This window comes from Catenuloplanes indicus (assembly GCF_030813715.1).
GTDB lineage: Bacteria > Actinomycetota > Actinomycetes > Mycobacteriales > Micromonosporaceae > Catenuloplanes > Catenuloplanes indicus.
The window spans coordinates 1728531-1742861 of sequence record NZ_JAUSUZ010000001.1 but is presented as its reverse complement, the minus strand read 5'-3'; the positions used below and the strand labels follow the sequence as shown (position 1 = coordinate 1742861).

The 14331-nt window shown below is 74.2% G+C and carries 7 protein-coding genes and 1 pseudogene; 5 read left to right on the top strand and 3 right to left on the bottom strand.

Going from position 1 to position 14331, the window contains the following annotated elements:
- Positions 1–4 precede the first annotated feature (4 nt).
- Positions 5–2767: an AfsR/SARP family transcriptional regulator gene (locus J2S42_RS08130; RefSeq protein ID WP_307236963.1), complete on the bottom strand. Its 2763-nt coding sequence runs from the start codon at positions 2765–2767 to the stop codon at positions 5–7.
- A gap of 256 nt (positions 2768–3023) precedes the next feature.
- Between J2S42_RS08130 and J2S42_RS08125 the strand changes: the two genes are divergently transcribed.
- Positions 3024–3743 carry an SDR family oxidoreductase gene (locus J2S42_RS08125; RefSeq protein ID WP_307236961.1) on the top strand — a complete coding sequence of 240 codons (720 nt, stop codon included), beginning with the start codon at positions 3024–3026 and terminating at the stop codon, positions 3741–3743.
- A gap of 25 nt (positions 3744–3768) precedes the next feature.
- Here the strand turns inward: J2S42_RS08125 and J2S42_RS08120 are convergent, their stop codons facing one another.
- Complete coding sequence (locus J2S42_RS08120; protein WP_307236958.1) at positions 3769–4641, bottom strand: helix-turn-helix transcriptional regulator; 873 nt, start codon at positions 4639–4641, stop codon at positions 3769–3771.
- 364 nt (positions 4642–5005) lie between these two features.
- Between J2S42_RS08120 and J2S42_RS08115 the strand changes: the two genes are divergently transcribed.
- Entirely contained in the window at positions 5006–6463 is a 1458-nt protein-coding gene (locus J2S42_RS08115; protein ID WP_307236955.1) for a GGDEF domain-containing protein, read from the top strand.
- A 325-nt stretch (positions 6464–6788) separates the two neighbouring features.
- Here J2S42_RS08115 and J2S42_RS08110 read toward each other — a convergent pair whose 3' ends face one another.
- The gene (locus J2S42_RS08110) at positions 6789–7274 is read right to left on the bottom strand and encodes an alpha/beta hydrolase family protein (RefSeq protein ID WP_307236953.1); all 486 of its coding nucleotides are present in this window, start codon (positions 7272–7274) and stop codon (positions 6789–6791) included.
- Positions 7275–7766: 492 nt separating this feature from the next.
- Between J2S42_RS08110 and J2S42_RS08105 the strand changes: the two are divergent.
- The 3 genes and pseudogenes from J2S42_RS08105 to J2S42_RS08095 form a co-directional block, all read left to right on the top strand.
- Positions 7767–8264: pseudogene (locus tag J2S42_RS08105) on the top strand (glycoside hydrolase N-terminal domain-containing protein); the annotation flags it as partial.
- 64 nt (positions 8265–8328) lie between these two features.
- Positions 8329–9000 carry a CE1 family esterase gene (locus J2S42_RS08100; protein ID WP_307236950.1) on the top strand — a complete coding sequence of 224 codons (672 nt, stop codon included), beginning with the start codon at positions 8329–8331 and terminating at the stop codon, positions 8998–9000.
- Positions 9001–9208: 208 nt separating this feature from the next.
- Complete coding sequence (locus J2S42_RS08095) at positions 9209–14254, top strand: hypothetical protein (protein ID WP_307236948.1); 5046 nt, start codon at positions 9209–9211, stop codon at positions 14252–14254.
- Positions 14255–14331 lie beyond the last annotated feature (77 nt).

Below are 14331 nucleotides of genomic sequence, written 5' to 3'. Positions count from 1 at the left end.
CCGCTCAGCCGGTGCCCACCTGCCCGTCGAGATGGCGCAGTGAGTCGCGGACGGCCGCGGCGCCCGGGTGGTCGAGCGCGGTGAACAGCTGTTCGGCCTCCGTCCACGCGGTCCGCGCGTCCGCGGGCCGGCCGTCCGCCAGGTACGTGTCACCGAGGTGGACGAGCAGCTCGGCCACGAAGTAGTCGTGCTGGAGGGTACGGGCCAGCGTGATGCCCTGCCGGTAGCAGTCGATGGCCTCGGCGTGGTGGCCGAGATGGTGGTGGGCGTACCCGAGGCTGTCCCAGGTGCCGGTGGCGCCGTGCAGGTCGCCGTCGGCCTCGAAGATGTCGAGTGCCTGGCGGCAGTACGTCAGGGTGTCCGCGAACTCGCCGAGCATCGCGTGGTACCAGCCGATCGCGTTCAGCGCCTCGGCCTGGCCGGCCCGGTCGCCGGTGCCGGCGAACAGGGCCAGGGCCTGCTTGGCGTGGCCGAGCGCGGGCGCGGGCTCCTTGCGCTGGCCCCACAGGTACGCGAGGTGGTGCTGCGTGCGGGCCTGGCCGATCCGGTCGCCCAGCGTGGTGAACAGCTCCAGCGCGTGCGTGAGGTTGTCGTTCGCCTCGCTCCAGCGGCCGAGCTTGATATCGGCCTGCGACAGGTTGCGGTGCGCGTAGGCGCGGGCCGGGAGCTCGCCGAGGCGGGCGGCGCACCCGATGGCGGTCTGCCACGACTCGAGCTGGTCGTGCAGGTGGCCCTTCCGGGAGGAGTAGGTGTCCAGCGCCCAGGCGAGCTGCCAGGCGAGCCGGTCGAGCCCGGTCCCGGCGGCGTGCCGGCGCGCGGCGACCAGCACGGCGTGGTGCTCGCCGAGCCAGGTCATCGCCGCGTCGAGGTCGGCGAACCGCTGCGGGGACGCACCGGCGGCGGGCGTGCCGAGGGGCAGCAGGATGGCCTCGCGAGGCGGGTTGAGCAGGCGGTCGGCCGCGTACGCGGAATGGGTGTAGTGGTCGAGCAGCCGGACGGTGGCCGCGCGCCGGACGTCCTCGGCGTCGTCGCGGCGGGCGAGTTCGGCGGCGTACTCGCGCAGCAGGTCGTGCAGCGTGTAGCGGCCGGGGGCGTACTCGGTCACCAGGTTCGCCCTGGTCAGTTCGCGCAGTGGGGTGCGGAGGCCGCGTTCGGGCAGCCCGGCCAGGCCGGTCAGGGCGGGCGTGTCGATGTCGGGTCCGACGGCCAGCCCGAGCAGCCGGAACAGCCGGGCCGCGGGTTCGCTCAGCGCGGCGTACGACCAGGAGAGGACGGCCCGGACGTCACCGGCCGGATCGCCGACCTCCAGCGCGTTCAGCCGGTCGCTGGCCTCGTCGAGCTCGGCGGCGAGCGCGCTCAGCGGGAAGTTCGTCTGCCGGGTGCGGGCCGCGGCGATGCTCAGTGCCAGCGGCAGCCGGGCACAGGCCGTGATGACCTGGTCGAGGGCGTCGCGCTGCGCGACGGCCGCCGCTCCGAGCCGGTTGGTCAGCAGCTCCTCGGCTTCCGCCCGGGACAGCAGATCCAGGGGTACGGCGGACGCGCCGTCGGCCAGCAGGCCGGTGAGCTGTGCCCGGCTGGTCACCACGACGACGACCGTGGCGGTGCCCGGCAGCAGCGGCCGGACCTGCTCGACGTCGCGGGCGTTGTCCAGCACGACGAGCATCCGCCGGCCGGCCACCACGCTGCGGTACAGCGCCGCCTGCGCGTCGAGCGTGGCCGGTACCCGCCCGGGTGCCACGCCGAGCGCGTCGAGCAGCCCGCGCAGCGCCTCCTGCGGGGAGACCACCTGCCCGGTGGGGCCGAAGCCGCGCAGGCTCACGAAGATCTGGCCGTCCGGGAACCGGGACCGCACCGCGTGCGACCAGTGCACGGCCAGCGCGGTCTTGCCCACCCCGGCCGTGCCGGACACCACCGCGACGGCCATCGCGGTCTCGCTGAGCAGCTCGTCCAGAGTGCGCATGGCCGGCGTGCGGCCGGCGAAGCCGGGCACGTCGGCCGGCAACTGAGCCGGCGTCGCGGCGTTCTCCTGCGGCTCCACCGGTGTGCCGCGCAGGACGGCCCGGTGCAGTTCCCGCAGCCCGGCACTCGGGTCGACGCCCAGCTCGTCGGCGAGCCGGCCGCGGAACTCGGCGTAGTAGGCCAGTGCGTCGGCGGGCCGCCCCGCCGCGACGTACGCACGGATCAGCACGTCGGCCAGCGGCTCGGTCAGCGGGTGTTCGGCCGCGAGTTCGGCCAGCGGCCCGAGCACCGCGAGCGGGTCGCCGTCGCGCAGCTCGGCCAGCCCCCAGGCCACCGTGGCGGCGAGATACTGCTCCCGGTAGGTGTGCCGGAAGCGCTCCACCCACTGCCCGGTCAGCCCCGTCAGCGGTGTGCCGCGCCACCAGGAGCGGGTCGTGCGCAGCAGCGTCAGCGCCTCGGCCGGTGCGGCGTCGCGGGCACGCCGGACCTGGTCGGCGAACCGGTGGACGTCGACCCGCTCGGGCGCGATGTCGAGGACGTAGCCGCTGGAGCGCCGGACCAGCCGGGCCGGTGGCTCGCCCGCGGCCGAGGCCAGCAGCCGCCGCAGATGGGTGATGTGCACCTGCAGGACCCGGGCGGCCTTCGGCGGCGGTTCGTCCCACACCCGCGCGGCCAGCGTCTCGATGGTGACCGGGCGCCCGGCGTCGACCGCCAGGGCCGCCAGCGTGTGCCGTCGCTGCGGTGGACCGAGCTCGGCCGAACGGCCGTCCGCCCAGATCTCCACCGGACCCAGCAGGCGGACCTCCACCGCGACCTCCCGTCCACGTATGCCGTCAGGTCGTCGCGCGCCGGGCGACAACTTTTCGTTAACGGTACGGGACCACACTCGACACCACGCTGATCACGCTTTCCAGCGCGAACCGTGGACGGGCCGGCACAGGTCAGACGGGGGCGGCCCGCCCCGGTCCGCGGCGGCGTCCCGCCGGGCGGCTGTCGCGAATGTGCCGGGCGCCTGACGCGCGGATCCAAGCCCGCACCCCGGCCGGCTCTCTAGATTTCCGGCCATGAGTGTCATCGCCATCGTCGGCGCGGGTTCCCTGCTGGGCCGCGCCATCGCCACGCGCTTCGCCGCCGAAGGTCTCGACGTCGCCCTGATCGCCCGGGACCGGGACGCGCTCGATGCCATCGCCGCCGGCATCACCGGCGTCCGGGTGGGTGTCTTCCCGGCGGACATCACCGACCGGGCGGCACTGACCCGGGCGCTGGCCGACGCGGAGGAGCAGCTCGGGCCGATCGAGGTGCTGGAGTTCTCGCCGACGCCGCGCCCGGCCGACCTTGCCGCCGCGCCGTTCACCGACGCGGCGGACACCTCGGTGGAGTCGCTGGCGCCGCACATCGAACTGCACCTGTACGGCAGCGTCGCGGCCGTACAGCAGGTGCTGCCCGGCATGATCGCGCGAGGTTCCGGCACCATTCTGCTGACCGCCGGCGCGGTGTCCAGCCGCATGATCGTCCCGCAGATCGCGAACGTCAGCATCGCGGTCACCGCGCTGCGCAGCTACGCCCTGAACCTGCACGCCGGACTGGCCGGGACCGGCGTGCACGCCGCCCACGTGTCGATCGCCGCCAACATCGGCCAGGGCCGGGCCGGCTCCGCGCCGGACGTCATCGCCGAGCAGTACTGGTCGGCGCACACGGACCGCACCGAGGCGGACATCTACTACCACGACCTCGACGACAGCCCGGTGCGGCTCTCGGATCGGTACACCGCGCCGAGCCGGTGACGGCTGATCCGGGACATCGACGGCGTCACCGGCGGACAGCGCTCGGCGCGTGGCCGTAGCGCCGCTTGTACGCCCGGGTCAGGTGGCTGCCGTCGGTGAAGTGCCAGCGTGCCGCGATCTCCGTGACGGTCAGGCGGCCGGCGATGACGTCACCGCGGGCCCGTTCCAGCCGCCGGTCCCGGATGTACCCGGCCACGCTCGTGCCGGATCCGGCGAACGCCCGCTGCAGGGTACGCAGCGAGACGTGGAACTCCCGGGCCAGCATCGCCGGGGTGAGGCCGCGATCGGCCAGTCGCTCGTCGGCGAGTCGCTTCGCGGCCTCGGCCAGCGCGGGCGCCAGCCGCGGCTCCGCGTCGTCGAAGCCGCCCCGGGGCACGGCCCGGGCCAGCTCGACCAGCGTGTCCCGGGCCGCCCGGGACCCGGCGGGCCCGAGGCCGGCGAAGGTCAGGTGCAGCATCTCGGCGTGCGCCGCGACCAGCCGGACCTCGGGCGTCAGCGCCGAGCCGCGCACCGGACGCGGATCGAAGCCGACGGCCGGGAACGTCAGGTGCAGCGAACTGGTGCCGGGCGCGGAGACGAACCGGCTCGTCGCGCCGTGGTGCAGCAGGAACTGCCCGGTTCGTACGGTCAGCGCGGTCTCCCGCCGCGGATCGTGCAGCGTCCAGCCGCCGTGCCGCACGATCCACAGCCGGGCACGGTCCGTGGTGTCCGCGGGCATGCCCACGGTGCTGATCACGGGCGCACGGTCCATCCGGCTGACCATGACGTCGTCGATCCGGGCCAGCGGGTCCACCCCGCGCCAGCCCGCGACGGTCGCCGGTGTGAACGCCGGCAGCCGGTAGCCCTCGCCCATCATCTCGTCCCAGCGCCGCCGGAACGCGTCGAACGCGGTCGTCATGCTCCTCCCCCCGCGGCGGACCATTCAGTGCGGTCACGACCATCACGAGGGAACCACAGCGTCCCGCGGGCCGGCCAACCACCCGGTGGACCGTGTCCACCCAAACGGGCGGAGACCGGCACGCCACATGCTTTCCCCGGGCCGTCGCGGCCGATGAACCGGGGTCCCCACGCACCGGCACCGGGAGCGCAATCACGCTACGCCGAGCCGTTGTCACCGCCCTCGCGCCCGCGGCACTCACCACCGTTGCACAACCGGCTCGCCTGCTGGAGACCGCCGACCCGCCCGAGCCGAGGCCCGGCCCCGGCCGTGCGGCCGGTCACATCCGCTCAGCCGGCCGCTGTTTCCGCCGACAGCCTCACCTGTGCAGAACAAGTCGGCGTACGGGCTGGTCGCGACCGCGGCGATCCTGGCATCGGCGTCGATCGCCCTCTGGAACCATACCGTGGGCATCGTCGTCTACCTGATCGGTTACCTCGCCCTGTGCGCCGTCGCCTGGATCGCCGCGCTGCGCCGGGAGAGCGGCACGCCCCGCCGCCCGTGGGTCCTGGTCGCCGTGGCGGCCACCCTGTGGTTCGCCGGTGACGTCGCCAACACCGTCTCCTACCTGTACGAGTCCGGCGTCTGGCGGTACCTGGGCCACCTGTTCTGGCTGTCCGGCTACCCGGTCATCGCCGCCGCCCTGCTCGGCATGGCCCGCCGGCGCGCGGCCGGGCGGATGCGCGGGGCCGTCCTGGACGCGCTGACGCTGACCATGGCCGCCGCCGCGGCGATCTGGCGGTTCATCGTCGAGCCGTTGTTCGATCCCGCCTACAGCGTGCTGGAGAACGTCATCCCGGCGCTCTACCCGCTCGGGGACGTCGTCCTGCTGGCCGCCACCCTGATCATCGCCCTGTCCCCGGGCGCGCGCGGCGTACCCACGCGTCTGCTGCTGGCGCTGCCGATGCTGTACCTGACGGTGGACCTGAGCCTGAACGTCGTGCCGGCCTGGCTGCCCGACTTCGACGTCGCCCGGATCGGCACCCCGCTGATCATGTTCGGCGTCGCGCTCATCGTCGCCGCCCGGCTGCACACCGGCCACGCCGAGCTGACCCGCCCGAACCCGGCGGTGTCCGCCCTGCACCCGGCGCGCGTGGTGTTCCTCGGCCTGGCGCTGATGACCGCGCCCGCCCTGACCGTGCTGGAGGGCGGCGTCAGCCGGGAGCGGCTCATCGCATTGATCGCCACCGCCGTCTGCGCCGGTTTCGTGCTCGCCCGGTTCACCATCGCGGTGCGCGAGCAGGAGCACGCCCAGGCGCAGCTGGCGTACCAGGCCCACCACGACCCGCTCACCGGCCTGGCGAACCGTACCGTGCTCGACGACCGGCTCACCGGCACCCTCACCGGCGGGCCCGTCGCCCTGCTCTACTGCGACCTCGACGGCTTCAAGGAGGTCAACGACACCCACGGCCACGAGGCCGGCGACGCCGTGCTCACCGCGATCGCCGCACGCCTCAGCGAGACCGTGCGCGGCACCGACCTCGTCGCCCGGCTCGGCGGCGACGAGTTCGTGCTGCTCTGCCCCGGCCTGGACGCCACCGCCGCGACGCAGCTCGCCGAGCGAGTCCTCGACCAGGTCGCCCGGCCCGTGCCGTTCCGCGGCACCGGCCTCACCGTCGGCGTCAGCATCGGCATCGCCTCCTACGGCCACGACCTGCCGGACAGCGCCGCGACCGTGCTGCGCGCCGCCGACGCGGCCATGTACCAGGCCAAGCACCGGGGACGCCGCCGCTGGGTCCTCAATGACCACATCGGAGCCGCCGGGACGCCGGCGGCCGCCTGATGGATGGTCGAGGCCGGTGTCAGCCGGCGGTACCGGCCGGGGGCTGCTCCGGGGTGCGGGCTCGGCCGGTTGCCGCGCGGCCGGGGTACGGTCGCGGCCCGCGGGCGCTGGGAGAGTCCGCCCGGGGCGACGCGCCGAAGGAACGCCGGTGGTCGCGGGTGAACTGTGACGGCTTGCGAATCCCACCGAGGCGGCGATCTGCTGGATGGTGTCCGCCCCCCCCCTATGCCCTTGTCGTCCGCGCCGATCGCCGCGTACGACTCCTCCACGTCACCGGCCTTGAGGATCGAGTCGTGACGCACGGCGTACGTCAGGGGCGGCATCGTCACGGCGGGTGCCCAGGCGCTGGTCCTGACCCGCAGATCACCGCCAGGTCCATCGCGGCGAGGTCGGCCCGCGACCGGATGCAGGTCATGGTGCCGATGACGTCACGGGCCTCGAACATGTTGTTCAGCGACAGCCCGCCGTTCGCGGCCCCGCTGAGGCCGTGGTTGCGGAAGTCGAACGCGAGGACGTTGTATCCGGCGTCGTGCAGGATCCGGTGATCTTTGATGAAGCTGATCTCGGTGTCGTTGCCGGGCCCGTACATCGACTTCCACGGTTCGACGTGCGAGGCGAAGCCGTAGCGGTTGAAGCCGAAGGCGTGCATGGACACGATGAGTTTGCTGGATCCCCGGCGCGGGATGTACCAGGCCTCCAGCGGCACACCGTCGGCGGAGGGGTAGGACACGTCCTGGTAGTCGAGCCCTTCGGCGAAGGCGTTGACGGCGGTGGCGAGCTGCTGGCCGGTGGTGCTCGGCGGCGTTGCCATGCGAATTCCTGTCTGTTGTCGTCATCCTTCGACGGGTGCCCCAGGGCGCTGGGAACAGGAGAAACGCTACGGATGCCGGTGCCGGCCGGGCAGGGCACGCATTCGCATCCTCTTGCCTGATCCTTCCACCGTCCGGCTGGCCCGGGGCGGCGCGGTGGTGCCGAGCGCGGCCCCCGAGCGCGGCACCCGCGTGCGAGATCGGGGATCGGCTGATGTTCGCAAGTTAACGCTCACACGCACCCACCGGTCATGAGGAACGTCAATTGCGTGCAACGTTGCCGGTGTGGATGTCCCGTGGTGAGCCGGTGCTCCGAGGGTTTGCTCGACCTGCATAAAGGCATCTTGTTGTACGCCGTTCGACCGCGTCGGCGTGCTGCCGGTAACACTTTTCCGGTCACCGTTTCGGGTCCGTTTCTCACCCATGGAGAACCAGATTTGACGGCGGGAATGTGAGGGATAACATCGATCGCAGCCAATAGGTTGGAGATCGTGATGAGCGCAGTGACACGACGGCACCTGCTCGCGGCCGGCGCGGCCTGTGCCGGGGCAACGCTGGCGCCCGCCGGGTGGAGCGCCGCCCGCGGTGACGCGCTCCCGGCCGACGGCGAGCTGATGCTGCGCTACGACGGCCCGGCCGGCACCGACTGGCTGCGCGCGCTGCCGGTCGGCAACGGCCGCCTCGGCGCCATGGTGTTCGGCAACGTCGACGCCGACCTGCTCCAGCTCAACGAGGACACCGTCTGGGCCGGTGGCCCGTACGACTCCGGCAATCCCCGCGGCGCGGCGGCACTGGCCGACATCCGGCGGCTGGTCTTCGCCGACCAGTGGAGCCAGGCACAGAACCTGATCAACCAGACGGTGATCGGCAGCCCGGGCGGGCAGCTGGCCTATCAGCCGGTGGGCAACCTGCGGCTGGCCTTCCCGTCGTCCGGGACGGTGACGCAGTACGCGCGCACCCTCGACCTCACCACGGCGACCGCCGCCCTGACCTACGTGGAAGGCGAGGATCAGCCGGTACCGGCGGGCCGGGTCGTAGCCGGCCGGGACGCGCAGCGTGTACGAGCGGGTCTTGCACTGGCGCGGCGGGACCATGCAGGACATCTCCTCCGGCGGCACCAGCGGCACGCCCTGGTCCTACTACGGCCAGCAGGAGCAGTCCGCCGACAGCGCCGTCCTGGTAGCGCCGCAGGGGCTGGGCAACGGCTGGGGCAACGCCGGCGGCGAGGACGTCACCTTCGTCGACGACATGATCCGGCGGCTCGACGGCGAGCTGTGCGTGAACCCGGCGCAGCGGTTCGCGACCGGCTTCAGCTGGGGCGGCGGCATGAGCTACGCCCTGGCCTGCGCCCGGCCCGGGGTGTTCCGGGCGGTCGCGGTGATCGCCGGCGGCCAGATCAGCGGATGCAGCGGCGGCACGCAGCCGGTCGCCTACTTCGGCCCGCACGGCATCAGCGACACCGTGCTGCCCGTCGCCCAGGGGCGGGCGCTGCGCGACACGTTCGTGCGCAACAACGGATGTGCGGCGCAGAACCCACCGGAACCGGGCGTGGGCAGCCGCACCCACGTCACCACCGCCTACGCCGGATGCCGGGCCGGTTATCCGGGGCAGTGGGCGGCGTTCGACAACGGGCACCTGCCCGGCCCGGTGGACGGAACCTACACCGAGAGCGGCATCACCACCTGGACCAAGGTGGAGATCTGGCGCTTCTTCGCCCAGTTCTCCTGACCCCGGCCGGCGGTGGAGTCCGCGCAATAGACCACCTCCTCGCGGTACGAGGGCTGTGGGGTGCGATGAGCCCGCATCCCACAGCCCACGTGCCCGTGCCACGCACCGTCCGTCGCCCGTGCCATCGGTGTGCCGGAAGATCCGGTGCTGAACCGAATCGACCGGCGTCTCGTTGTTCAGGGCCACGACTGCGTCCGGGGGAGAGACCGTGGCCGTTACGCCCATGTCCGAGCTGTGCCGGGACGGACGCTTCGTCCCCGTGCCCGGCGGCGTGTACTTCCATCCCGGCACGATGGCCGACGCGGTCGACCTGCTCGCGTTGACCAGGGCGATGAACGTTGCCCGCGCCGGGCGGGGCGGCACCGTCGTGCTGCCGGACGTGGCGCTGGACCGGCCCGCGGCGCTGCGGGCGGTGCGAACCGCGCTGGAGTCGATGCCGGCCGGTGCGGTGCTCACCGGGATGCCCGGCGGCCCGTCCCGGCTGGACGCCTGGCTCGCCGCGACGGAGGCGACCGGCGCGCAGGCCCGCCTGCCGTACCGCGCGGACATGCCGCTGTCCGCGCGCGTCGTCCCGGTCGACGCCGCCGGCCGGGAGACCACCGGCACGCCGGCCGCGGTCCGGGTCCTGCCCCCCACGGACGCGGCGGCCCGGGAGCTGCTCGGTGCGGCCGCGCGGCTCGCGGCGGACGCGTCGAGGACACCCCTTCAGCGAGTACGGGAGCTGGGCGCGTCGTCGTCGGCCGCGTACCCGCTGGCGGTCGGCATGATCCTCACCGGGACGGCCGGAGACTGGGACCCGGGCCGGCTGACCCCGCCCACGGCCGACGAGATCTGGGACCGGTTCGGCGGCGCCCCGTTCACCGGTGACGTGGCCGCGGCGCTCGGGTCCGGGGCTGCCGCGCTGGTCCGTGCCGCCGGACGGCTGCGCTGGCTGATCCCGGACGGCGGCACGGTCTGGGCGGCCGGTCCGGGCGGGCTCGCGCCGGCCGGACCGGCGGATCTCGCCCGGGCCGGCACGCCCGGCGCGACGGTGTCGCTGTTACCGCCCGCCGCACCACCGCCACCGGCCGCCGCCCCGGCCGGGACCACACCGCCGCGCGGCCCGGCCGGCCCCGGGACCGCTCGGGCGCGGGCCGTGCTGCTCGACGCCCTGGACCGGGTCGGCGAATGGTCCGGCGACCCGGACTGCGCCGACCGGGTGACCGCCGTACTCCGCGAGCTCGGCGCCGCCGCCGTCACCGACGACGGCCTGCGCCCACGTGACCGCGTCGCGGCCCTGGCCGGCGGATGGTTCGGCCCGCCCGGCGGGTTCTCCGCGCTGTCGGCGCTGAGCCACGGCGCGATCACCCCGGTCTGGATCGAGCCACCGCCGGGGCCCGCGACACCGCACCTGGTGCTGGTCCACCGGGTCTCCGCGCGCGACTTCCTGCTGGTGGAGACGCAGCCCGGCCGGATCGAGCCGTTCACGCTCGACGCCCCGCCGGCCGCGCTGACCGGCATGGCCCGGCTGGTGACCGGCGCGGACGGCAGGCTGCGGCAGGTGACCACCGCGACCGGACGGGCCGGTACCGGCGAGCCGATCACGCTCGACCCGGGCGCGCGGCTGCGGGACGCGCTGGCCGACCCGCGCACCGGCCCACGCGATCCGGGGCTGGTCGGCGAGGAGCTGGAGACGATGATCCGGATCGGCGCGGCACGGTTGCCCGACCCCCGGACCGGCATCATCCCCCGCGGCAACCTCTCCAGCGCCACGCTCGCCACCATCTGGTCGCTCGGCCTGGAGATCAAGGCGGACGAGACCGAGGTCGCACGCGGTACGTCGGGGCGCTGGTACCCGACCGTGCAGCATCTGGCGGAGGCCGGCGACACGCTGGATCACGTCGAGGGCTGGGACATCGTCGAGGTGGTGACCGAGCCCGGCGCGGCACTCGACGAGGAGCGCAACGGGACCCGGCTCACCGCGGCGCGACAGCACGCCTACCTGAAGGTGGCCGTCCGCTGGCTGGAGCACGCGGGCCGGCACGGGCTGACCGTCCAGGAGGCACTGGACCCCCGGGCCGGTAACCGGCAGCGGATGCTCAGCGACTGGGTCGCGACGCTGCGCGGGGACCGGGCGGAGGCGGACGCGCGGACGCTGGCGGCCGCGCTGACCCGGCCGGGCGACGTGCGCGTCGGCGGCCTGACGGCCGGGCTGCCGTTGCACCTGCCGGCGAACGTGCACCCGTCGTCGTACTTCTACCAGGCGACGCCGGACGTCGAGCTAACCGGTCTGCCCGCCATGCTGCAGATGACCCAGCTGGATCAGGCCGGCACCCGCTCGCTGCCCGAGGACGTGGCGCTGGTGCAGATCGAGGCGCTGGGCGTCGGTGGCCGCGTCGCGGAGGAGTTCCTGCGGTCGCTGACCGACCGGCCGCTCCGCGACGACGAGATCGACTGGCTGATGCAATCCGAGGAGGCGACCGCGCTGCAGGGCACCGTCGCCTTCGGTGTCACCCAGGCACTCGCGATGTCGTTCGCGCGCAAGGGCCGGTTCAACCCGAAGAACGGCGCGCTGATGCTCAGCCGCGCCGATCTGATCGACTACGCCCGGCTGCCGGAGCTGGCCCTGAACTGGATGACCGGCAACGCCGGCCGGATCGTCACGCGGGTCCGCGACGAACTGGCGGCCCGGCTCAAGGGCCTGCGGGACCGGGGGGTGGACCCGCTGGACCGGCTGGAGGCCAGCGCCGACGGCCAGCCGGACTACACCGCGCGGCAGCGACTGGAATCGCTGTTCTCCGCCGACCGCCGCTCCCGGCTGTCGCAACCGCGGATCTACGGCGGGATGAAGGCCGTGGCGTCGCATCCCGGCCCGCCCGGCGTCGGCCGGCAGTACCCGGTGGAGCTGCGGCACGTGCAGAACATGCGCAACCCGGCGCCGGGCGGCGACAACCGGACGACGCTGGACGACCTCGACACCACGTTCGAGTGGGTGCTGCACCTGTCGGAGCAGGCACACCACGCCGCGCAGCGGGCCCGTGCCTGGAACGAGCAGCAGGGCGGGCTGCTGGAGGCGATCTCGTGGCTGGAGGACGGCGGGACACCGCCGCAACCACCGCCGCGCCCGGAGCTGACCCGGCGCAGCGCGGACGAGGTCGCCCGCCCGGTCGGTGACGCGCGGTGGCGGGTCGACGATCCGGCCGTCCGGCTGGCGGAGTTGCAGTGGGTGGTCAGGGCGATCGGCCCGGCCGTGCTCGAGGCCTCCGCGGGGGAGGGGACGGCGGCCCGCGCGGTCCGCGCGTCGTGGTCGTCGGTGCGGCGCGCGGTCAAGAACGCGGGCGTGGTCGTCGAGCTGCGCGACGCCCGGACCGCGCACACCGCGCTGGATTTCGCGGAGGTGGCGCTGGACCGGCTGGCCGAGCGGGCCGAGGCGGTGGCGCCGCACCTGCGGGCGTTGTTCGCGCGCATGCTGCCGTCCGACCGTTTCAAGATCCACAATGCGCTGGCCCAGGCCGAACCGTGGGACGGCGCACCGGACTGCGTGGACCGGGTCGGCGCGGTGCTGCGTACGATCGGCACGCCGCTGACGTCCGCGGAGACCGGCGGCCTGCGCGGCCGGGACGCGCTCGCCGCGCGGCTCGGCGGCTGGTTCAGCCCGCCGGCCGGCCGGGACGCACTCGCCGGGCTGCGTGTCGGGGCGATCACGCCGGTCTGGGTGCAGCCGCTGACGGCGGAGCACGCCACGGCCGACATCGCCGCGGCGAACCCGGCCGCACGCGCCCACATGGTCCTGGTCTACCGGCACGACGAGCAGCAGTTCACGCTGGTGGAGACCCAGCTCGAGGGCGACGGCCGGTTCGAGGACTTCACCATCGACCAGCCGGCCGACGTCCTGCTCGGCGCGCTGCGCGTGGTCACCGACGCCGACGGCGCGCTGCGCCAGGTGATCGTCGCCACCGAGGAGGTGGTCGCCGGCCCGCCAGGCACGGCCCGCCCCTCGGTCACCGGCCGGACCGAGGACGCCCTGCTCGACCCCGTACGCACCCGCCGGGAGCCCGGCCGCGTCGCCGTCGCGCACCGCCCGAGCGCCACGAGCGGCACGACGCCGCCCGGTAAGGCGGTCAGGCCACCGGTGCCTGTGCTGGCGTTCGGGCGGTGGCACGCTGCGACATTGGAGCGCATCCGCGCGCTCGCGCCGCTGGCCGGGCGGCCGGTGATCGCCGTCGACCTGTCCGGCACCCCGGACGTGGTCACGGCCGTGATCGGCGACCTGGACCGCGCGCTGCGCTGGTACACCCGCATCGGCCCGCCGCCGCTGGTGGTCGCGTCGGAGACGACCGCGTACGGCCGGCGGCTGTTCGAACGGACGCGCGCGCACCGGCGGACGCCGGTGCTGGCCCCCGAACCGGCCGGCTTCGACCGGGTATGGCGGCTGCGCGGCGCCGACGGCACCTCGGTCTCCCTCACCGATCAGGGCCCGGCACCGACGGCCGGGGCGTTCCGGGCGGCCGCCGCGCTGCCGGCGGCTCGTCCGCCGACAGGCGAACTCCCGGCGCCGCTGATCGGCTGGCTGTCGGCCTACGACCCGGTCCCGGCGGAGGCATACCACCGCGCGCATGCCGCCCTGCTGCACACCGGGCCGGTCGGCGACGCGCTGCGCCGCCTGGCCGCCGCGGACCCGGACGACGCGCGCCTGGCCGCGTTCCACACCGCCCTGGAGGTCGGCCGGCGGACCGGCGGACTGTCCGGAACCCGGCTGCGCCCGGCTGCCACCTCCACACTGGACGTCGAACCGGCCTACCGTACGGCCGGGCGCGGCCGGCTCCCGGTGTCGTTCGTCTACGACTATCTGGCGGTGACCGGCGGACGGCGGGAGCGGTTCGCCTGGGACGGCCTGCTGTTCCAGCTCCTGCTGGCCGGCGAGCTCACCGGCGGGCACGCGTTGGCGCTGCTGCGCGCCACCGCGGTAACCGCCGCGGACCGGGCGAACCTCGCGGTCGCCGAGGTCTTCCTGGCCCTGCGCGATCTGCCCGCGCACCTGCTCGACGCGGACCCGATGACGCACCCGCGAGTGCGGCCGATCATGGAACGGATCGACCGGGTGACGCGCGCCGCCGACGGCTCCTACGCCGACTGTGTCGACCCGGTCGACCGGATCTCCTGGATCGGCCGTCTCGACGCCTATCGCGCGACGCTGGAAAGGGCGGGAACCGCGGTGTCGCACAGGCGCTCGCGGCTGATCCGCGTCGCCGCCGACCTGCTCTCGAACTGCTGAGGTGGCTGCCCGGCGCCGCGGTGTTAGCTACCGCACTAGTCCACTGTAAACCGTGCCCGGTTCACGTTCGGTCTATA